The organism is Vibrio sp. JCM 18905, from assembly GCF_055393305.1.
In genome coordinates, this window is record NZ_AP043880.1 from 303,353 (window position 1) to 325,835 (window position 22,483).

Annotated in this window: 15 protein-coding genes and 2 rRNA genes; 12 read left to right on the forward strand and 5 right to left on the reverse strand. The window is 46.6% G+C overall.

From position 1 onward, the window contains the following. Window positions 1-83 precede the first annotated feature (83 nt). Window positions 84-881 (forward strand): NAD(+) diphosphatase, encoded by a 798-nt coding sequence (gene nudC, locus ACZ5ZC_RS18060; RefSeq protein ID WP_464932171.1) that lies wholly within the window; start codon window positions 84-86, stop codon window positions 879-881. A gap of 247 nt (window positions 882-1,128) precedes the next feature. Beyond that, window positions 1,129-2,196, forward strand: a complete 1,068-nt coding sequence (hemE, locus tag ACZ5ZC_RS18065; RefSeq protein WP_464932172.1) for a uroporphyrinogen decarboxylase — start codon at window positions 1,129-1,131, stop codon at window positions 2,194-2,196. Window positions 2,197-2,435: 239 nt separating this feature from the next. Here hemE and ACZ5ZC_RS18070 read toward each other — a convergent pair whose 3' ends face one another. Together ACZ5ZC_RS18070 and ACZ5ZC_RS18075 are read right to left on the reverse strand one after the other, a co-directional pair. Further along, window positions 2,436-3,008: a uracil-DNA glycosylase family protein gene (locus ACZ5ZC_RS18070; protein WP_464932173.1), complete on the reverse strand. Its 573-nt coding sequence runs from the start codon at window positions 3,006-3,008 to the stop codon at window positions 2,436-2,438. A gap of 2 nt (window positions 3,009-3,010) precedes the next feature. After that, a complete protein-coding gene (locus ACZ5ZC_RS18075; RefSeq protein ID WP_464932174.1) occupies window positions 3,011-3,934 on the reverse strand; it encodes a D-2-hydroxyacid dehydrogenase in 924 nt (307 codons plus the stop codon). A 66-nt stretch (window positions 3,935-4,000) separates the two neighbouring features. On the opposite strand from ACZ5ZC_RS18075, the gene ACZ5ZC_RS18080 reads away from it, so the two are divergent. Continuing rightward, window positions 4,001-4,588 carry a YjaG family protein gene (locus tag ACZ5ZC_RS18080; protein ID WP_054868379.1) on the forward strand — a complete coding sequence of 196 codons (588 nt, stop codon included), beginning with the start codon at window positions 4,001-4,003 and terminating at the stop codon, window positions 4,586-4,588. Between the two features lie 80 nt (window positions 4,589-4,668). Here the strand turns inward: ACZ5ZC_RS18080 and ACZ5ZC_RS18085 are convergent, their stop codons facing one another. Then, window positions 4,669-5,799 (reverse strand): hemolysin family protein, encoded by a 1,131-nt coding sequence (locus ACZ5ZC_RS18085; RefSeq protein ID WP_104969901.1) that lies wholly within the window; start codon window positions 5,797-5,799, stop codon window positions 4,669-4,671. 253 nt (window positions 5,800-6,052) lie between these two features. Here ACZ5ZC_RS18085 and hupA point away from each other — a divergent pair, with 253 nt between their 5' ends. Next, complete coding sequence (gene hupA, locus ACZ5ZC_RS18090; protein ID WP_005382524.1) at window positions 6,053-6,325, forward strand: nucleoid-associated protein HU-alpha; 273 nt, start codon at window positions 6,053-6,055, stop codon at window positions 6,323-6,325. A 39-nt stretch (window positions 6,326-6,364) separates the two neighbouring features. Next, the gene (locus tag ACZ5ZC_RS18095; protein ID WP_248382293.1) at window positions 6,365-7,063 is read left to right on the forward strand and encodes a DUF1481 domain-containing protein; all 699 of its coding nucleotides are present in this window, start codon (window positions 6,365-6,367) and stop codon (window positions 7,061-7,063) included. A gap of 82 nt (window positions 7,064-7,145) precedes the next feature. Here ACZ5ZC_RS18095 and purD read toward each other — a convergent pair whose 3' ends face one another. Further along, the gene (gene purD / locus ACZ5ZC_RS18100; RefSeq protein ID WP_054868376.1) at window positions 7,146-8,435 is read right to left on the reverse strand and encodes a phosphoribosylamine--glycine ligase; all 1,290 of its coding nucleotides are present in this window, start codon (window positions 8,433-8,435) and stop codon (window positions 7,146-7,148) included. Window positions 8,436-8,629: 194 nt separating this feature from the next. Continuing rightward, entirely contained in the window at window positions 8,630-10,222 is a 1,593-nt protein-coding gene (gene purH / locus ACZ5ZC_RS18105) for a bifunctional phosphoribosylaminoimidazolecarboxamide formyltransferase/IMP cyclohydrolase (protein ID WP_054868375.1), read from the reverse strand. Between the two features lie 265 nt (window positions 10,223-10,487). Between purH and zntR the strand changes: the two genes are divergently transcribed. From zntR to ACZ5ZC_RS18140, 7 genes are all read left to right on the forward strand, one after another. After that, entirely contained in the window at window positions 10,488-10,886 is a 399-nt protein-coding gene (gene zntR, locus ACZ5ZC_RS18110; RefSeq protein ID WP_005397290.1) for a Zn(2+)-responsive transcriptional regulator, read from the forward strand. A 163-nt stretch (window positions 10,887-11,049) separates the two neighbouring features. Beyond that, window positions 11,050-12,618 (forward strand): lysine decarboxylation/transport transcriptional activator CadC, encoded by a 1,569-nt coding sequence (cadC, locus tag ACZ5ZC_RS18115; protein ID WP_104971041.1) that lies wholly within the window; start codon window positions 11,050-11,052, stop codon window positions 12,616-12,618. Between the two features lie 321 nt (window positions 12,619-12,939). Beyond that, on the forward strand, window positions 12,940-13,080 hold the full coding sequence (locus ACZ5ZC_RS18120) for a hypothetical protein (protein WP_256965648.1): 141 nt from the start codon (window positions 12,940-12,942) through the stop codon (window positions 13,078-13,080). Window positions 13,081-13,304: 224 nt separating this feature from the next. Beyond that, window positions 13,305-14,648 (forward strand): cadaverine/lysine antiporter, encoded by a 1,344-nt coding sequence (gene cadB / locus ACZ5ZC_RS18125; RefSeq protein ID WP_005397292.1) that lies wholly within the window; start codon window positions 13,305-13,307, stop codon window positions 14,646-14,648. A 116-nt stretch (window positions 14,649-14,764) separates the two neighbouring features. After that, window positions 14,765-16,900: a lysine decarboxylase CadA gene (locus ACZ5ZC_RS18130; RefSeq protein WP_464932175.1), complete on the forward strand. Its 2,136-nt coding sequence runs from the start codon at window positions 14,765-14,767 to the stop codon at window positions 16,898-16,900. Window positions 16,901-17,728: 828 nt separating this feature from the next. Continuing rightward, a 16S ribosomal RNA gene (locus ACZ5ZC_RS18135) occupies window positions 17,729-19,281 on the forward strand. Window positions 19,282-19,559: 278 nt separating this feature from the next. Next, window positions 19,560-22,450 (forward strand): 23S ribosomal RNA (locus ACZ5ZC_RS18140). The 16S and 23S rRNA genes sit together here, the layout of an rRNA operon. The last annotated feature ends 33 nt before the right edge of the window (window positions 22,451-22,483 follow it).

Sequence of the window (22,483 nt, forward strand, 5' to 3'; positions counted from 1 at the left end):
GTGCAAATTTACTTAACGACAAACTCTAGTATGAAATTAGATTGCCAGTAAAATGAACGAACTTCAAGCAAAGGGATGGTGTAATGTTAAGAAAAGGTGATGTTAACCGCGCGATAAATGCATACTGGTGTGTTGTTGCAGGAAGTGAAATTTGGCTGGTGGATGGTGCTGTGCCTTTCGGGTCTGCAGAGCAGTTATCACTGCCTGAAGTGAGTGCAAGGACCATTGGTGAGTATTCAGGTTCGCCCGTCATGTGGCTTAATTTGTCTGATCTGGAGCATGATCTACCATTAGTCTCACTACGCGACTGCCTGCATTTTCCTGAGCCATTATTTATGTTGTTAAGTAAAGCGGTCCAGTATGGGCACATGACGCAAAGTCTGCGTTTTTGCCCACAGTGCGGTGGAAGAAACTTTCTTAATAATAACCAGTTAGCTATGCAGTGTGGCGAATGCCGTACCCTCCATTATCCTCGAATATTTCCGTGTATTATCGTTGCTGTGCGTAAAGAGAATCAGATCTTATTGGCTCAACATCCAAGGCATCGAAATGGTATGTATACGGTTATTGCTGGCTTCTTAGAAGTCGGTGAGACATTAGAAGAGTGTGTGGCTCGAGAAATTCATGAAGAAACAGGAATTCTCGTTAAAAATATTCGTTACTTCGGCAGCCAGCCTTGGGCTTTCCCATCGAGTATGATGATGGGGTTTTTAGCTGACTATGAATCTGGAGAGTTAAGTCCAGACTACACTGAGCTGTCTGATGCACAATGGTTTGGTATCGACGAGATGCCGCCTGTTGCGCCTAAAGGAACGATTGCAAGAGCACTTATCGAACAAACGCTGAAAGATATAGACACTAATTATCTGATAAATAGATAAAAAAAACCCTCCGAGAGGGAGGGGGTAAGTAAGATGTCGTTATGAGATGCTGAGTACTGAGTACTCAGTTTATAATTGTAGTTTTCGCTAGCGAACAAATTTTTAACACTGATACCGATTGGGTGCAAATTAAGCATTGATTTAAAAGTTAATAACTTGATCCAGGTTGCAAAGCACACAGCTATTGGACTTAAATCAGTGATAGAATACCCTCTTTCACAGAAAGCCTAACAGTTGGAATTACGGAATGACTGAATTAAAAAATGATCGTTATCTGCGTGCGCTTTTAAAAGAGCCGGTAGATTACACGCCAGTATGGATGATGCGCCAGGCAGGTCGTTACCTACCAGAATACAAAGCGACTCGTGCAGAAGCGGGTGATTTCATGTCTTTGTGTCGAAATGCAGAATTAGCATCCGAAGTGACACTTCAACCATTACGCCGTTTTCCTCTTGATGCCGCGATCTTATTCTCGGACATCTTAACGATTCCAGATGCAATGGGGCTTGGTTTACGTTTTGCTGCGGGCGAAGGACCTGTTTTTGATAACCCAATTACATGCAAAGCTGACGTGGAAAGAATTGGTTTGCCAGATCCAGAAGGTGAACTGCAATATGTAATGAACGCAGTACGTCAGATCCGTAAAGACCTTAAGGGTGAAGTGCCGTTAATTGGCTTCTCTGGTAGCCCGTGGACTCTTGCTACGTACATGATCGAAGGTGGCAGTTCTAAAGCCTTCACCAAGATCAAGAAAATGATGTACGCGGAACCACAAACTCTGCACTTACTTCTAGATAAGCTGGCAGACAGCGTTATCGAGTACCTAAACGCGCAAATTAAAGCAGGCGCGCAGTCGGTAATGGTATTTGACACATGGGGTGGCGTATTAACGCCTCGTGATTACAATCTGTTCTCGCTACAATACATGCACAAGATCGTTGATGGTCTGATTCGTGAAAACGACGGTCGCCGCGTGCCAGTAACACTATTTACTAAGAATGGCGGCATGTGGCTTGAGCAAATCGCAGCAACGGGCTGTGATGCAGTTGGTCTAGACTGGACAATCAACATTGCAGACGCGAAAGCACGTATCGGTGATAAAGTGGCGCTGCAAGGTAACATGGACCCATCCATGCTTTACGCTTCGCCAGAGCGCATCCGTGAAGAAGTAGCGGATATCCTAGAAGGATTTGGTGATACGGGGACTGGTCATGTGTTCAACCTAGGTCACGGTATCCACTTGGATGTGCCGCCAGAAAACGCAGGCGTGTTTGTGGATGCGGTACACGAGTTATCTAAGCCATACCACAAGTAAGTTAGATTTTTTGAAATCAAATGCCGGCATTCAGTGCCGGTATTTTTTTACCTAAAATTCAGTTTTTCTATCTGAGACTCAAGGCTGTACAGCTCTAGTAGTATTTGGCCTACTATGATCTAATTGCTATTTAGTCTGTACGCTTATTTTTTAATTTTATTATAAACAATAGCTTAGCGGTTTGTGTTTGTGTGCTCATTTTCTTGTACAGATACAAAAGCAATTAGATCATGGGTAACCTAAAGCATCGAGTGAACGCGTTTTTTAAGGTATGGTACGACGTCAGATTCAAACCAAGGATTCTTCTTTAACCACAATGTATTGCGTGGAGATGGGTGAGGGAGCGGGATAAAGTCCGGTTCCCAATCTTGCCATTGCTGAACGGTTTGCGTGAGCGTCTTTGGTTTGTTGGTGAGATAGTACTGCTGCGAGTACTGACCAATTAGTAGAGTGAGCTCTATATTGGGCAGCTGCTCAAGAATCTTTCTATGCCAAGTGGGCGCACATTCTTTGCGAGGCGGTAAATCACCAGAGTTCCCTTTGCCTGGATAACAGAATCCCATTGGGACAATGGCAATTTTATTTGGGTCGTAGAAAACGTCTTTGTCGATATCGAGCCATTGGCGTAATCGATCACCACTTGGGTCATTCCAAGGTATCGAGGTTTTGTGTACACGTGTGCCAGGGGCCTGACCGATGATTAGGATGCGTGCCCCTTTTGCTGCTTGTACGACAGGGTTTGCGCCCAAAGGTAAATTATCCGCGCAGATCTGGCAGGCCCTCACTCGCTGCAATAGCTCGTCTAACGACATTCTTAGTAACCCTTTTCGAAATCCACTTGATAATTTAATGAAAACCCATCGCGCCAGCGTAGATAGTTGTCAGCAAAAATCTCGATGACTTGCTCGGGAAAACTCAGCGCAGCAATGTGTGGAGTGATGGTGACTTGCGGAAGTTTCCAAAACGGATGTTCTACCGATAACGGTTCTTGCTCAAACACATCTAAGAAGGCGTGTTCTACCCAACGGTTTTTCAGAGCGAAGAGCAATCCAGCCTCATCCAGTACGTCGCCACGACCTACGTTAAACAATAATGCCTGACTTAGTTGGCTGAGTGTTTGACGATTGAGTAACTGTTGCGTCTCCGGTGTACTTGGTAGGGTATTCACAACAATGTCGGCTTGTTCTAATGCCTTACTTAGTTCACTGATATGAAAGGTCTGATGAAACTCACCACCTGAGGTCGGAATACCTGTGCGGTTCATACCGATGGTTTTTATTCCCATTGCTTTAGCGGCATTGCCCAAATAACACCCAATACTACCAGTACCGAGAATCACCATGGTTTTACTTTGTAATGATGTATAGAGGTGAGGCTGCCATCGTTTGTTTTGTTGTTGCTGGTGGTATCGGTTGAAGTGGCGGTAATGGGCAATACTGTAACCCAGCACATACTCGGCAATTAATGGGCCGAAAATACCGCGTACGTTGGTCAGTGTGTAATCTTGGCGCAGATCCGGTGACATTAAAGCGTTCACCCCCGCAAATGTGGATTGCACCCACTCAATCTGTGAAAACTCGTCTAATCTATTGGATAGTAATGGCGGATCGGCAAGAACTATTTGAGCTTCCTCTGGCTTATCAGTGATGCTCAGATCTGGTAGCTTTCTCTCCGTCAATAACGTTTCGTAGGTGTCACGATGCTCTGAGAGCAGGAAAATCTGATTTGAATGCGGCATTAACTTTTTTCCCTGTGATGAATCAAGTACACTTTCGCTGTTTTTTTCTTCAATGATTGAGTGACTATGCTTAAGAATCCTCTTCAGGTTCGTTTAGAAAAACTAGAACCTTGGCAACAAATTACCTTTATGGCGTGTCTGTGTGAACGCATGTATCCAAACTATGCGATGTTTTGTGAGAATACAGAATTTGCTGACCCGCGTGCGTACCGAGCGATTCTTGATAGTGTATGGGAAATTTTGACAGTTAAGAACGCGAAAATTAACTTCGAACGTCAATTAGAGAAGTTAGAAGAGTTGTTCCCAAGTGCGGATGAGTTCGATTTTTACGGGGTTTATCCAGCGATGGACGCTTGTCAGGGTTTGTCTACGTTACTGCATGGTCTATTGGACCGCGACTACCTTTTCGATTCAATGCTTAAAGTGAGCCAACAGTCGGTACAAACCGTTGCTGATCTAGAGCAAGCGCAAGGTGCAGAGCTAATAACCAACGACAACCAGAAAGAAAATGAAGCCGTATGTGAAGAATGGGACGTGCAGTGGGCTATTTTCCGTCCACTGCGTGAAGCGGTAGAGCGTGACATCAGCTTGATTAAAGATTTACGTGAAGAGTTACGTGAAGAAGGCGTGAGCAACATCGGTATCGCACTTTAATCGTTGAATAGATAGAAAAAAGGCATCCTAAATGGATGCCTTTTTGTTTGCGGCGTTTGAGCGGTTATGCCCAATGCTGATTACGATTCTTTAGAGTCTGGTTTTGTCACTTCTTGAGTTTCTGGCTCCTTGTGATGCTTCTCCAGGTCTTCCTCTTCATCATCATCGCGGCTTTCGATTACGCCGTGCATTTCTTTCCAGCTTTCCCAGCGTTGGTAAGCCAGCTCTTGCATGTCGGTACTTTTATCCGCTTCATCGATGATTTCTTCACCCACGAGGTGTTCAAAAATATCCTCCAACGTCACCAAGCCTTGCACAGTACCGTATTCGTCAACGACAAGGGCTAGCTGTAGGCGATGAGTCATCATCTGGTCAAACACTTTCGGTAAAGTCGTGTTGTTTAGCACCACTTGAATCGGGCGCATGATTGCTCCCAGTTGTTTCTGTCCACAACCTGATTGTTGTAGTTTGAACAACTCAAGGCGGTGCACAAAACCAATGATGTTGTCCTTTTGTTCGCTATAAACCAATGGACGTGAGAAAGGTGTATCCTTGTGTTTTTCTAGGAACTCATTGATGGTCATCGTGGCATCGATACGGAATACCACAGGACGTGGCGTCATAACCTGCGTTACAGGTACATCTTGGATGCCAAGCAAGTTGCTTAATATTTTTGATTCACCCTCGGCAAATTCACCGCTTTCACGTGCCAGAATCGCCATTGCAGACAGTTCATCACGCATTTTCGGAGCTTCGTGGTTACGAGCAAGACGCTTGGTGATTTGCTCTGAAAACCATACGAATGGCGTGAGCGCCCATACCATCCAACGTAATGCGACTGCCGCGGTTGGCGCCAATTGACGCCAGTAAGTTGCGCCAATTGTTTTCGGTACGATCTCTGAAAGTACCAAGATCGCCAGTGTGAGCACTGCCGAAAAGATACCTAACGCTTCGCTACCAAATACCACCGCAGCTTGTGCACCAGCAGTGGCCGCGCCGATGGTATGAGCAATGGTATTTAGAGTTAGAATGGATGCCAATGGTCGGTCGATATCTGATTTTAGCTTAGCCAGTTGCCCAGCTGCGGGATGCCCCTGTTGATTGAGCTGCGCAATGTAGCTCGGACTGATACTCAGCAGTACCGCCTCCAGCACCGAACAGATAAACGAAATGCCGATTGCAATAGAGATATAAATGGATAACAGCAGCATAGTTGCCCTTGAATGTAGTTTGATAATGGTTATTTGCAGCTATTATAACCGCAAAAGTGCCTTATAAATTGGTCCAAATACCTTGGAAAGCAAGGGTTTTCAGGGGGTATGTGGTAACAAATTGTGAGTTATTACTCATATTATGGCTAAAAGTACGTCAGAAAATCGAAAGATCGCTTACAAACCTTTGCCAGATGGGGCATTTATGTTTTAGAGTGAGACGAATTCGATAACCTATGAGAAGGGAAACCTAATGAACAAGACCCAATTAATCGACTTTATCGCAGAGAAAGCAGACCTATCAAAAGCACAAGCAAAAGCTGCTCTTGAAGCGACTCTTGATGGTGTAACTGGTGCACTTAAAGAGGGTGACCAAGTTCAACTAATTGGTTTTGGTACATTCAAAGTAAACCACCGCGCTGCACGTACTGGTCGTAACCCTAAGACTGGTGACGAGATTCAAATCGCAGCAGCTAACGTACCTGCATTCGTAGCAGGTAAAGCGCTGAAAGAATCAGTAAACTAAGTTAGAATGCACCGAGGTATCCTGCCTCGGTGCAACTTCATGAAAAAACATCTACTCGCTTCACTTCTCTTATCTAGCTTTACCCTTTTTGGCTGTTCGTCGGTTGAAACTCCTAATTTAGAACAATTCACTCACTTCTCTGGCGGCAAAGTTGCTGGAGACGCAAGTAGCTTGTACTGGATGACCGAGAAACTCACTCGCGTGAGTACGGCTGCTGATTACGTGACGATGGGGGATAATGGCTGGTTTCAAAGTGACTACCGTTGGGATGACGGTGAGCTTCGAGAGTTGATTCGAAAAGGTGAGCAAGTTGATACCAAGCAAGAGTTGGTGCCTTTTCAAATCCACATCCGTTTTAATAAAGATGGCGAAGCGGTTTACCAACAATATCGCGTTAATCGTAAAGTCTTACCACTTCAGCATGAACAATTAGAACGTTACAAGACAGAAGCGAATGATGTAGTGGCGTCGGTTAAGGCGCAGTCTCGTAACAGTCAGAGCCTCATTCAAGGTTATTGGAATGGCCAATCGTTTGAAACCTGCAAAGGTGAAGCGTTCTCGACACTCGAGTTTAATCAGACGTTGCCAAAATTTATTATCGAGCGTCTCTCATCTGTAGACAGTTACGTGGCTTTTGTCGGCAAGCAGTCACGAAATAAAGCAACGGTTGATGAACTGTTGATGCTCAATGATGATGACTTTGATTGTGTACCACGACCAGCATTACTCGCTGAGTAAGCTTGGTGAGACTTACTTGCTGACAGAGTAATAAAAAAGGCGCTGAATGCGCCTTTTGTTTTTTAGCCAACTTAAGTTGTTTTTATTTTTCTTGCTCACGTGCAATCGCACGGTAGCCGATGTCACTGCGATGGAACATGCCGTCCCAACTGATCTGTTTTGCAAGCTCGTAAGCGCGTTGCTGCGCTTCTGATACGCTATTGCCAAGTGCGGTTGCACAAAGAACACGACCGCCGTTTGTTACGATGTTGCCATCTTTATTGTCTGTACCCGCGTGGAAGACTTTCTCGCCTTCAATTTCAACTTGTGGCAGACCAGAGATCACATCGCCTTTGTTGTACGCTGCTGGGTAACCACCGGCTGCGAGCACGATACCAATCGACGCACGTGGATCCCATTTTGATTCCACTTGATCCAGTTTTTGGTCAATCGCAGCCAAGCAAAGATCAACCAGATCCGATTCCATACGCATCATGATTGGTTGTGTCTCTGGATCACCGAAGCGGCAGTTGTACTCGATCACTTTAGGCGTACCATCTTTGTCGATCATCAGACCCGCGTATAGGAAACCTGTGTATGGGTTACCTTCAGACGCCATGCCACGTACCGTTGGGTAAATGACTTCTTCCATGATGCGGTTGTGAATTTCTGGTGTTACCACAGGAGCTGGCGAGTACGCGCCCATGCCACCAGTGTTAGGACCTGTATCTTTGTCACCTACGCGTTTGTGATCTTGGCTGGTGGCCATTGGCAGAACGTTCTCACCATCCACCATCACGATGAAGCTTGCTTCTTCGCCATCTAGGAACTCTTCGATAACCACGCGGCTGCCTGCGTCACCAAATGCGTTGCCTGCTAGCATGTCTTTGATTGCGTCTTCGGCTTCTTCTAGCGTCATTGCCACAATCACGCCTTTACCAGCCGCAAGGCCGTCGGCTTTCACCACAATCGGTGCACCTTGCTCACGTACGTAAGCAAGCGCTGGTTCAATTTCTGTGAAGTTTGCGTATGCACCGGTTGGGATTTGGTGACGAGCAAGGAAGTCTTTAGTAAATGCTTTAGAGCCTTCAAGCTGCGCTGCGGCTTGGGTAGGACCAAAGATTGGTAATCCCGCTTCGCGGAACGCATCCACCACACCAATAACCAATGGTGCTTCTGGGCCAACGATAGTCAGTTCAATCGCCTTCTCTTTGGCGAAAGCAACAAGGCCAGCGATGTCTTCTACATCGATGTTTACGTTCTCTAGTTTTGGCTCTAGTGCTGTACCTGCGTTGCCTGGAGCAATGAAAATAGCCTCAACATTTGGGTTTTGCGCTGCTTTCCAGCCTAGCGCATGTTCACGACCGCCTGAACCAATGATTAAAACTCGCATATGAAAATCCTTAATCTTATAAATACCGTTTGCTCAAACTCAGATATTTCGCAAAGACCTGAGTATGGCCTCTCTAATTCAATGGGACGAGGACAAGGCGACAAGTGAACTTATTCCTATGAGCATAGTATGCTATGTGATTAGGATAAGTGAACGCCGTCAACGCAGTTATCGTCCCAGTGAAGACGAGAGGATTAGTGGCGGAAGTGACGCATACCGGTAAAGATCATCGCCATGCCGTGTTCGTCTGCCGCTGCGATAACTTCGTCATCACGCATAGAGCCACCTGGCTGAATTACGCACTTAATGCCGGCTTCTGCTGCGGCATCGATACCGTCGCGGAATGGGAAGAAAGCGTCAGATGCCATTACGCTACCGGAAACTTCTAAGCCTTCATCTGCGGCTTTGATGCCGGCAATTTTCGCTGAGTAAACGCGGCTCATTTGGCCTGCGCCTACACCGATAGTCATGTCGCCTTTCGCGTAAACGATCGCGTTAGATTTCACGTATTTCGCTACTTTCCAGCAGAATAGGGCGTCTTTTAGCTCTTCTTCTGTCGGCTGACGTTTAGACACGACTTTAAGATCGTCTAGGCTTACCATGCCTTGGTCGCGGTCTTGAACCAGTAGACCACCGTTGACGTGTTTTACGTCAAAGCCCGTTGTCTTCGTTGACCACTCGCCACACTCTAGTAGACGTACGTTCTTCTTCGCTGCAACGATTTCAATCGCTTCAGCAGAAACAGAAGGTGCGATAATCACTTCAACGAATTGACGCTCAACGATAGCGCTAGCCGTTTTTGCATCTAGCTCTTGGTTGAATGCAATGATGCCGCCGAACGCTGACGTTGGGTCAGTTTGGTAAGCGCGGTTGTACGCTTCGAGGATGTCTTTACCTAGCGCAACGCCACATGGGTTGGCGTGTTTTACGATTACACATGCAGGCTCGTTGAACTCTTTCACACACTCAAGTGCTGCATCAGTGTCTGCAATGTTGTTGTAAGAGAGGGCTTTACCTTGGATTTGGCGAGCAGTAGAAACAGATGCTTCTTGTGGGTTTGCTTCAACGTAGAATGCGGCTGCTTGGTGGCTGTTCTCACCGTAGCGCATGTCTTGTTTTTTCTCGAATTGCTGGTTGAAAGTACGTGGGAATTTAGACTCTTCATCACCTTCTTTGTTCTCACCGTAAGATGGAACCATAGTGCCGAAGTAGTTTGCGATCATGCCATCGTAAGCAGCAGTGTGCTCGAATGCTGCGATAGCAAGGTCGAAACGAGTCTCTAGTGTTAGAGATTTCTCGTTCGCGTCCATTTCAGCGATAACGCGATCGTAATCATGAGCGTTCACAACGATAGTCACGTCTTTGTGATTTTTCGCTGCAGAGCGAACCATCGTTGGGCCGCCGATATCGATGTTTTCAACCGCGTCAGCTAGTGTACAGCCTTCTTTTGCAACGGTTTCTGCGAATGGGTATAGGTTAACAACGACCATGTCGATTGGATTGATGCCATGTTTTGCCATCACGTCGTCATCTTGACCACGACGACCAAGCACACCACCGTGAACTTTCGGGTGAAGCGTTTTAACGCGGCCGTCCATCATTTCTGGGAAACCTGTGTAGTCAGAGACTTCTGTTACTGCGATGCCTTGTTCGGCAAGTAGGCGTGCTGTACCACCAGTAGATAGGATATCGACACCGCGCTCAGCAAGAGCTTGTGCAAACTCAACAATACCTGTTTTGTCTGATACGCTGATAAGCGCACGGCGAATAGGACGAGCGTTATTCATGCTTCCATTTTCCTCAAATTCACGGAGTTAAAGATGTTTGCCAAAAATGAACTTGTTTTTACCTCTTGGGGTAAAATATTGGCCAGTTTTGGTAAAGACCTTTGCCGGATGTTTTCTGGTTAGAAAACAGTCTCCACATTTGATGGCGCGTATTCTAACCAATTTATTACAAAAAAGCTCGCGCAATCGTTTGGCATCTCAAAAATAATTGTGAAAAAGAGGTTCTTTAGCTTTAAAAGTAACGAGATAGTTAATAGGGAAAGTTATGTTTCAGATAGGTGAACTGGCAAAACGTTGTGGTGTGACGGCAGATACGCTGCGTTTTTATGAGAAAAACGCGCTGATAAAGCCCGCAGGTCGAAGTGAATCAGGTTATCGTCTCTATAATGAAGAGAATCAAAAGCAGGTACACTTCATCCTTAAAGGTAAAGAGCTGGGCCTGAGCCTGGATGAGATTAAAGAGCTACTAGAAATCAAACTAGAAGCGACAGAACACAGCTGTGCAGAGGTTAAAGCTATTACTTCTGCTAAGTTAGAGCTGATTGATGGAAAAATTAACGAGCTAACGAAAATTCGTCGAGCTTTGAAGAAGATCAATGATGCTTGCTGCGGTCATACGGACGATGATGCTACTCATTGTTCTATCCTTGCAGCACTTGAGTAGTCTCATTTCTGCATCACTTAACTTAAGTTTGCATTTTTGGCGGCTTGCTTTTCTAGGTGCACGCCGTTTTCCCACCTATAATCTCGCCTTTAGTTACCTGTAGGAATTGACCATTGTTTGATTCCTGCCGTAGCGCTGTCTGTAGATACGAGAGTTTTCATACATGGTTGGAGTCTATTTTCAAATCAATGACTGGGTTTTAAGCGTTGATGAAAATAAGCTGTATCGACAAGATAGGGAAGTTACTGTTGAGCCACGCTTAATTAATCTTCTGCATTTCCTAGCGGAGCATGCGAATGAGGTGTTCAATCGTGAGGAATTGATCCAATACGTTTGGGCAGGGGCGATTGTGACCGATCAAGTGGTGACTCAGTCCATTTTTGAGTTGCGTAAATTACTGCGGGACGGTCGGGAAGAAAATACCAGCTACGTCATTACAGTGCCGAAACGTGGTTACAAGCTGGTGGCGAATGTGACCCCAATGACACTAGAGGAATTCCTCGCAAGTCGTCATTGTGATTCAGAAACTCTTCCTCCTATTGTTGAAGAATCAGAAGAAGATACTCTACCTATCGCACCTGCCGTCACCTTTCCTGCTGGCCCTCTGACTCGCGCGGTCTGTGAGATGTCTAAAGAGAAAAAGGCCCCTCAGAAAAAAAATAAAATCAGTCCGTGGCGCCTTGGGATCATGAACTTCATCTGGATCAGTGTCTTGGTTGTGGTGATGGGCGTGTTTACCTACAAGCAATCGGAAGTGCGTATTACTCAAGCCATCGATACTCACCTTATCGAATTCAAGTTTCAAGATAACTTCACGAGCGAAGGGTTAAGCTACGACTTGGCAGACGGGTTTGCCCAAAAGTTGATGTCCGACATTGCTCAAGTGAGCGATTACCGAGTCATGCTAAAGAAGGCGTCGTTTACCTCGGGTATTGTGCCGGGCAAATCGGTTGTGGTGCGGGTTCGTGAAAATGAGGGTGGCAGCTTTTTAGAGGTGGAATATCGCAATAACTCATCTGAAAAGGTGTTGTTTAGTCGTCAATACGCGTTAACCAGCAGCCATTTAAAGACTGTGCTTCAACAAGCGTCGTTAGACTTGATGCAAGTCCTGAAAGTACCGGATGCCAAGCTGAAATCCACGATGCTGGTGGCGGGAATGCCGATAAACCCGGATGCTTTGGAGCTGTTTGTTCAAGCTAACCATTATCTCAATGTCTCGGATGCCAAGCAGTTTCGCCAAGGCGTCAACTTGATGGAAAACATTTTAGAAATTGAGCCAGATAACGCTTACGTTCAGGCAGAGTTATTAATTGCTTACCACGTGCAGAAGGTGCTCGATTTTTCACAGGAGTTGAAGAAAGGGCGAGTGCAGCAGTTGAGTGACGCACTAGAAACTAACGTAAAAATGATGGTTGGGCCAATTCAACCGCGAATTTATGAAGCTTTAGCCCTGCACGAAACCATTATTGGTGACATGGCCTCAGCCAAGCAGCATCTTGGGCAGGCTTTGAGGTTACGTGATTCGGTGCTGTCTTATGTGATTCGTGGTAAACACGCTGAATTGGATGGTGATCTGGATTTGGCCAGTGAGTCTTACAGCGAAGCTTTCTATATTGATACGTCGGTTGAGACGTACCTGCTGTGCGAAAACTTGGTCTTCCCAAGTAACATGAAGGCGATTGATTACGCCATGTATCGCGCTGTTCACCCTTCTGTCGTTCGAATGCTTTAATTCTCTCTCACTCTACGTCAGTTTAATACTAGCCCCTCATTTCGGTGAGGGGCTTTTTTGTAGCTGTCGAAAAGTGAAAAGGGTGGGCGGTGGGGTAATGACTTACGAAGGAGCCAGTAACGCAAGCTTGCAACGGGAAGACATATCCGGTTTTCTTCTCTATCTCTATCTCTATCTCTATCTCTATCTCTATCTCTATCTCTATCTCTATTGATTGTATGGAGTGTCTGGCTGAGTTATGTGGCGAGAATGATTTTGATGCTTTCTTGCAGGCGAGATGAATATTGATGTGGGTCAAAAAGCGCGATCAGGGAGAGATTTATGGAATCAACAGGTTCAGGGAATCAACCCTTCGGGACGGGGAAGTTGATTGAGGTTGATAATTTTTATCGCGATTACCAACGAGTTGATGAAAGTTTATCTATCGGTAGAAGGCTTGATATTTTTCTTATAACTGCATGAATAATATAGTTTTATGTTTTTGTGTTTATCATGTTTATCTCAACTTGATGTTGATTAACTAATCATTTTATTGATAACGCCAAGTTTATTTTTTTCCCGATTTTTGGGCGTAGTCTTCACTTCGAAATTTAGCGAGGTCGAGCAGGTATCTACTTCATAGCATCTCGCTAATAACCGTTCAGTTTGAGTCACGTTGACTTGAGTAGAATAGATTTGGAGATGTTATGTCATCGAATACGAAAAAAATCGGCCTAATTGCCTGTACGGGTGTAGTAGCCGGTAACATGATGGGTAGTGGTATTGCACTGTTACCTTCTAGCCTAGCTTCAGTAGGCTCTGTTTCAATTTTCAGTTGGTTGATCTGTTTGATCGGTGCACTGAGCCTTGCGTTTGTTTACGCTCGTCTGGCAACCAAAAACCCTCAAGAAGGTGGTCCTATCGCTTACGCTGGCGAAGTTTCACCTGTCTTTGGTTTCCAAACGGGCGTGCTTTATTACCACGCGAACTGGATTGGTAACCTAGCTATTGCTATTACAGGTGTTTCTTACCTTTCAGTATTCTTCCCTGTGCTTAATGACCCAATCCCAGCAGGTATTGCGACGATTGCATCGGTATGGATCTTCACTTTCGTTAACCTACTTGGTGGTAGCTGGGTAAGCCGTCTATGTACGCTTGGTCTTGTTCTAATCCTCATTCCTGTTGTTGGTACAGCGGCGTTTGGTTGGACGCACTTCGACACTGCGCTATACAGCCAAAACTGGAACGTATCTGCGGGTACGGATAGCCATGCGATTGTGACTGCGGTTCTTATCTGTCTATGGTCATTCGTTGGTGTGGAATCAGCAGCAGTATCGACAGGTATGGTAGAAAATCCTAAACGTACTGTACCGCTAGCAACCATGCTGGGTACTGGTATCGCAGGTGTGATTTATATCCTATCAACTCAAATGATCAGCGGCATGTTCCCTGCTTCTGAAGTTGCGGCATCAGGTGCGCCATTTGCATTGGCAACCACTGAGCTATTCGGTAGCTGGACAGCCCCATTCGTATCAGCATTCACAGCACTAGCATGTTTCACTTCGCTAGGTTCTTGGATGATGCTGGTGGGCGAGGCTGGTAAACGTGCAGCAAGCGATGGCAACTTCCCTAAAATCTACGGCGAAACTGACAAAAACGGTGTGCCTAAGAAAGGTCTAATCCTTGCGTCAATCAAGATGACAGCATTAATGGTTGTACTGATGTTCTTCAGCTCTAAAACAGCACACGCATCAGACCTGTTCAACCAGCTAACGACTGATGCAGTTCTACTAACTATGCTGCCTTACTTCTACTCAAGCATTAACTTGATTCGCTTCGAAGGTATGACAACACGTAACGGCTTCGTAATGCTGTTCTCTGGTGTAGCTTGTCTGTTCTGCTTCATTGCCCTTGCTGGTGCAGAAGGCGGTACGCTAACAGCAACCTTCATCGTGTCTCTCGTTATCTTGATGTTCTACAGCAAAAAAGCCGGCTTAGCTCAGTACATGAAGCTACACGCTGACGACATGCCTGCTCAAGCAAGCAACTAATCCCCAAACGCTGGCACTTCGGTGCCCGCCAATAAAAAACAAATTCACTCGGCGCTCACCTTACTCACTGCCTGTAAATGGCAGAGAGCGCCTTCATTCGCCTTGGAGATGTCCAAATGAATATTTTCGCTATCTTGAACCACATGGGTGTGTTCTTTAAAGAAGAGCCAGTTCGTCAACTTCACGCTGCTCTTGAGAAAGCGGGCTACGAAGTGGTTTACCCAGTAGATGATAAAGACTTGATCAAAATGATTGAGATGAACCCACGCATTTGCGGTGTGCTGTTCGACTGGGATAAATACTCACTAGAGCTATGTGAACGTATTAGCCAAATCAACGAAAAACTGCCTGTTCACGCATTTGCTAATGAACAGTCTACTCTCGATATTTCACTAACAGACCTACGTCTAAATGTGAGCTTCTTCGAGTACGCTTTAGGTATGGCTGACGACATCGCTATCAAAATCAACCAAGCGACAGAGGCATACAAAGATGCCATCATGCCTCCATTCACTAAAGCGCTATTCAAATACGTAGAAGAAGGTAAATACACCTTCTGTACTCCAGGTCACATGGGTGGTACTGCATTCCAGAAAAGCCCTGCTGGTAGCATCTTCTACGATTTTTACGGTCCAAATACATTTAAAGCGGACGTATCAATCTCAATGCCTGAGCTAGGTTCTCTACTAGACCACTCAGGTCCACATAAAGATGCAGAAGAATACATCGCACGCACATTCAATGCAGACAGCTCGTACATCGTAACTAACGGTACGTCTACATCGAATAAAATCGTTGGTATGTACTCAGCGCCTGCGGGCAGCACAGTACTGATTGACCGTAACTGTCACAAATCTCTGACTCACCTAATGATGATGAGTGACGTTACTCCAATCTACTTCCGCCCAACCCGTAACGCATACGGCATCCTTGGTGGTATTCCACAAAGAGAATTCAGCCGCGATGTCATTGCAGAGAAAGTGGCGAAAACACCAGGTGCAACTGCGCCATCTTACGCGGTAGTGACTAACTCAACTTACGATGGCCTGTTGTACAACACGCAATTCATCAAAGAGTCGCTAGATTGTAAACATATCCACTTCGACAGTGCTTGGGTGCCTTACACTAACTTCAACCCAATTTACGAAGGTAAATGTGGTATGAGTGGTGAAGCGATGCCAGGCAAAGTGTTCTACGAAACACAATCAACACACAAACTGTTGGCAGCGTTCTCACAAGCTTCAATGATTCACGTGAAAGGTGACTTTGACAAAGAATCTTTCAACGAAGCATTCATGATGCACACTTCAACTTCACCTCAGTACGGCATTGTGGCTTCTACTGAAACTGCAGCGGCAATGATGCGCGGCAACACTGGTAAGAAGTTGATGCAAGACTCTATCGATCGCGCAATCCGCTTCCGTAAAGAGATTAAACGTCTAGAAGCAGAAAGCGACAGTTGGTTCTTCGATGTATGGCAACCAGAAAACATCGATACCACAGAGTGTTGGAAACTAGATCCTAGCGACACATGGCACGGCTTCAAGAACATGGATGACAACCACATGTATCTTGATCCAATCAAAGTAACGCTACTAACTCCGGGGATGAATAAAGAAGGCGAACTAGAAGAATCAGGTATTCCTGCTTCGCTGGTGGCTAAATTCCTAGACGAGCGCGGCATCGTGGTTGAGAAAACAGGCCCATATAACTTGTTGTTCCTATTCTCAATCGGTATCGACAAATCAAAAGCAATGCAATTGCTACGCGGTCTGACTGAATTTAAACGTGGCTACGACTTGAACCTAACCATCAAGAGCTTCCTTCCTTCGCTATATAACGAAGACCCAAGCTTCTATGAAGGCATGCGCGTTCAAGAACTAGCACAAGCAATTCACGACCTAACTAAGAAATACAACCTACCAGAGCTAATGTACAAAGCGTTCGATGTACTTCCAGAAATGAAAGTAACACCACACGCAGCATGGCAAGAAGAGCTTCGCGGTAACGTAGAAGAAATCAAACTGGAAGAAATGGTGGGTCGCGTAAGTGCGAACATGATCCTTCCTTACCCTCCAGGTGTGCCACTAGTACTTCCTGGTGAAATGGTGACTCAAGAGTCTCGCCCTGTACTGGACTTCCTAGAGATGCTTTGTGAGATCGGTGCGCATTACCCAGGTTTCGAAACCGACATCCACGGTCTGTACCAACAAAAAGATGGTAGCTACACCGTAAAAGTATTGAAGAACTAAGTTCCTCTCGAAGATGACGCCATTGGGAATGCAAGCATGCTCCACTCTTACGAGCTCAATGTGTCATCGAACAACCACGACATTTAGATATCCCCTAGCTAATCTGTCGTAAAAGAGAAGGGCAAGGATGCTCTGATCTTTTCTTCTATATAGAAGAAGCAATTTCCAAGACTTCACCTGAAGTATCCCAAGTAAAAAGCAAAGACCAAAGAGCAGTTCGTCATCGTTCTGCTCTTTTTTATCTTTTATACAGCAGGACGAAGAGAAAAAGCACGTTGAGCGAAGACCATTTGCGTCAATTGCATCAAATTTGAAGATCTTAATTCAGGTAGAGACGCCCTTTTCTTGAGGAAAGATCCTTTTAAATGAGAGAAAATAGCCAAGATCGCTTGGTATATATACAAAGTGATTGCTATTTGTTCGGTTGAAAGTTTTTTTGCAAAAAACGCTTGTACTAATTTCTCAACTCCCTATACTGCGCATCCACCGACACGGAGTGAGACGAAAGTCACACAGCGAGTCGGAAGTGAGAGAAAAAGAAATTTGAAAAAATGCTTGACTCTCTCACGGTGCGGAGTAAGATACGCACCCCTAACGACGAGCAACTAAGTTGCTGGATAAGTTAGAAAAGCTCTTTAAAAATATAAACCTATCAATCTGTGTGGGCACTCGTTGATGATAATCCAATTAGAAGCTTCGGCTTCAAATTAGGTTTCAATGATACGAAGTGACCATTGAGTCTTCGGACTCAGCACAGTCAATTCAAACATTACTTTAGCTATTTATTAGCAAAGGAATGTTCAGTATTCATTGAGCCGACAAAATCTTAAATTGAAGAGTTTGATCATGGCTCAGATTGAACGCTGGCGGCAGGCCTAACACATGCAAGTCGAGCGGAAACGAGTTGTCTGAACCTTCGGGGAACGATAACGGCGTCGAGCGGCGGACGGGTGAGTAATGCCTGGGAAATTGCCCTGATGTGGGGGATAACCATTGGAAACGATGGCTAATACCGCATAATAGCTTCGGCTCAAAGAGGGGGACCTTCGGGCCTCTCGCGTCAGGATATGCCCAGGTGGGATTAGCTAGTTGGTGAGGTAAGGGCTCACCAAGGCGACGATCCCTAGCTGGTCTGAGAGGATGATCAGCCACACTGGAACTGAGACACGGTCCAGACTCCTACGGGAGGCAGCAGTGGGGAATATTGCACAATGGGCGCAAGCCTGATGCAGCCATGCCGCGTGTATGAAGAAGGCCTTCGGGTTGTAAAGTACTTTCAGCAGTGAGGAAGGTTCATGCGTTAATAGCGTATGGATTTGACGTTAGCTGCAGAAGAAGCACCGGCTAACTCCGTGCCAGCAGCCGCGGTAATACGGAGGGTGCGAGCGTTAATCGGAATTACTGGGCGTAAAGCGCATGCAGGTGGTTTGTTAAGTCAGATGTGAAAGCCCGGGGCTCAACCTCGGAATAGCATTTGAAACTGGCAGACTAGAGTACTGTAGAGGGGGGTAGAATTTCAGGTGTAGCGGTGAAATGCGTAGAGATCTGAAGGAATACCGGTGGCGAAGGCGGCCCCCTGGACAGATACTGACACTCAGATGCGAAAGCGTGGGGAGCAAACAGGATTAGATACCCTGGTAGTCCACGCCGTAAACGATGTCTACTTGGAGGTTGTGGCCTTGAGCCGTGGCTTTCGGAGCTAACGCGTTAAGTAGACCGCCTGGGGAGTACGGTCGCAAGATTAAAACTCAAATGAATTGACGGGGGCCCGCACAAGCGGTGGAGCATGTGGTTTAATTCGATGCAACGCGAAGAACCTTACCTACTCTTGACATCCAGAGAACTTTCCAGAGATGGATTGGTGCCTTCGGGAACTCTGAGACAGGTGCTGCATGGCTGTCGTCAGCTCGTGTTGTGAAATGTTGGGTTAAGTCCCGCAACGAGCGCAACCCTTATCCTTGTTTGCCAGCGAGTAATGTCGGGAACTCCAGGGAGACTGCCGGTGATAAACCGGAGGAAGGTGGGGACGACGTCAAGTCATCATGGCCCTTACGAGTAGGGCTACACACGTGCTACAATGGCGCATACAGAGGGCGGCCAACTTGCGAGAGTGAGCGAATCCCAAAAAGTGCGTCGTAGTCCGGATCGGAGTCTGCAACTCGACTCCGTGAAGTCGGAATCGCTAGTAATCGTGGATCAGAATGCCACGGTGAATACGTTCCCGGGCCTTGTACACACCGCCCGTCACACCATGGGAGTGGGCTGCAAAAGAAGTAGGTAGTTTAACCTTCGGGAGGACGCTTACCACTTTGTGGTTCATGACTGGGGTGAAGTCGTAACAAGGTAGCGCTAGGGGAACCTGGCGCTGGATCACCTCCTTATACGATGATTATTGCGATGAGTGTTCACACAGATTGATGGTTTTGAAGCGAAAGCTTCGAGCTATTATTGCTCTTTAACAATTTGGAAAGCTGACAAAACAACAATTTATTGTTGTTTGTAAAGTTCTCAAAGTATTCATTTATGAATACAACTAAAAACACATTCAAGTGTTCTTGGAATTTGAGTCCGGCAAAATCGATATGTCTCTCGCTCATTCAAATAATGAGAGACAACTTTGGTGATTTGATTATCAACTCGAAACTCCTTCGGGTTGTATGGTTAAGTGACTAAGCGTACACGGTGGATGCCTTGGCAGTCAGAGGCGATGAAGGACGTATTAACTTGCGATAAGCCCAGATTAGGTAGTAAAAACCACTTGAGTCTGGGATTTCCGAATGGGGAAACCCACTTACATAAGTAAGTATCGTTATGTGAATACATAGCATAACGAGGCGAACCGGGGGAACTGAAACATCTAAGTACCCCGAGGAAAAGAAATCAACCGAGATTCCGAAAGTAGCGGCGAGCGAAATTGGACTAGCCCTTAAGCTTTATAGGCGTCAGGTGAACAAGCTGGAAAGCTTGGCGATACAGGGTGATAGCCCCGTAACTGACGACGCATATTCAGTGAAATCGAGTAGGGCGGGACACGTGATATCCTGTCTGAATATGGGGGGACCATCCTCCAAGGCTAAATACTACTGACTGACCGATAGTGAACCAGTACCGTGAGGGAAAGGCGAAAAGAACCCCTGTGAGGGGAGTGAAATAGAACCTGAAACCGTGTACGTACAAGCAGTAGGAGCAGGCTTTTGTCCTGTGACTGCGTACCTTTTGTATAATGGGTCAGCGACTTATATTCAGTGGCAAGGTTAACCATCTAGGGGAGCCGTAGGGAAACCGAGTCTTAACTGGGCGTTCAGTCTCTGGATATAGACCCGAAACCAGGTGATCTAGCCATGGGCAGGTTGAAGGTTGAGTAACATCAACTGGAGGACCGAACCGACTAATGTTGAAAAATTAGCGGATGACTTGTGGCTAGGGGTGAAAGGCCAATCAAACCTGGAGATAGCTGGTTCTCCCCGAAAGCTATTTAGGTAGCGCCTCGGACGAATACTACTGGGGGTAGAGCACTGTTAAGGCTAGGGGGTCATCCCGACTTACCAACCCTTTGCAAACTCCGAATACCAGTAAGTACTATCCGGGAGACACACGGCGGGTGCTAACGTCCGTCGTGGAGAGGGAAACAACCCAGACCGCCAGCTAAGGTCCCAAATTACTACTAAGTGGGAAACGATGTGGGAAGGCTCAGACAGCCAGGATGTTGGCTTAGAAGCAGCCATCATTTAAAGAAAGCGTAATAGCTCACTGGTCGAGTCGGCCTGCGCGGAAGATGTAACGGGGCTAAGTAGTAAACCGAAGCTGCGGCAATGCACTTTGTGCATTGGGTAGGGGAGCGTTCTGTAAGCGGTTGAAGGTGTGTGGTAACGCATGCTGGACGTATCAGAAGTGCGAATGCTGACATGAGTAACGATAAAGGGGGTGAAAAACCTCCTCGCCGGAAGACCAAGGGTTCCTGTCCAACGTTAATCGGGGCAGGGTAAGTCGACCCCTAAGGCGAGGCCGAAAGGCGTAGTCGATGGGAAACGGGTTAATATTCCCGTACTTCTTACAATTGCGATGGGGGGACGGAGAAGGCTAGGTGGGCCTGGCGACGGTTGTCCAGGTTCAAGTGCGTAGGCTGAGAAATTAGGTAAATCCGGTTTCTCTTAAGGCTGAGACACGACGTCGAGCTACTACGGTAGTGAAGTCATTGATGCCATGCTTCCAGGAAAAGCCTCTAAGCTTCAGATTGTAAGGAATCGTACCCCAAACCGACACAGGTGGTCGGGTAGAGAATACCAAGGCGCTTGAGAGAACTCGGGTGAAGGAACTAGGCAAAATGGTACCGTAACTTCGGGAGAAGGTACGCTCTCGACGGTGAAGTCCCTCGCGGATGGAGCTATTGAGAGTCGCAGATACCAGGTGGCTGCAACTGTTTATTAAAAACACAGCACTGTGCAAAATCGCAAGATGACGTATACGGTGTGACGCCTGCCCGGTGCCGGAAGGTTAATTGATGGGGTTAGACTTCGGTCGAAGCTCTTGATCGAAGCCCCGGTAAACGGCGGCCGTAACTATAACGGTCCTAAGGTAGCGAAATTCCTTGTCGGGTAAGTTCCGACCTGCACGAATGGCGTAATGATGGCCACGCTGTCTCCACCCGAGACTCAGTGAAATTGAAATCGCTGTGAAGATGCAGTGTACCCGCGGCTAGACGGAAAGACCCCGTGAACCTTTACTACAGCTTGGCACTGAACATTGACCCTACATGTGTAGGATAGGTGGGAGGCTTTGAAGCGCAGTCGCTAGATTGCGTGGAGCCGTCCTTGAAATACCACCCTTGTAGTGTTGATGTTCTAACGTCAACCCCTTATCGGGGTTGCGGACAGTGCCTGGTGGGTAGTTTGACTGGGGCGGTCTCCTCCCAAAGCGTAACGGAGGAGCACGAAGGTGGGCTAATCACGGTTGGACATCGTGAGGTTAGTGCAATGGCATAAGCCCGCTTGACTGCGAGAATGACAATTCGAGCAGGTGCGAAAGCAGGTCATAGTGATCCGGTGGTTCTGAATGGAAGGGCCATCGCTCAACGGATAAAAGGTACTCCGGGGATAACAGGCTGATACCGCCCAAGAGTTCATATCGACGGCGGTGTTTGGCACCTCGATGTCGGCTCATCACATCCTGGGGCTGAAGTCGGTCCCAAGGGTATGGCTGTTCGCCATTTAAAGTGGTACGCGAGCTGGGTTTAGAACGTCGTGAGACAGTTCGGTCCCTATCTGCCGTGGGCGTTGGAGAATTGAAAGGGGCTGCTCCTAGTACGAGAGGACCGGAGTGGACGAACCTCTGGTGTTCGGGTTGTGTCGCCAGACGCATTGCCCGGTAGCTAAGTTCGGGATCGATAACCGCTGAAAGCATCTAAGCGGGAAGCGAGCCTTGAGATGAGTTCTCCCTGATACTTTAAGTATCCTAAAGGGTTGTCGTAGACTACGACGTTGATAGGCAGGGTGTGTAAGCGTTGTGAGGCGTTGAGCTAACCTGTACTAATTGCCCGTGAGGCTTAACCATACAACACCCAAGGGGTTTTGATGGACTCAATGA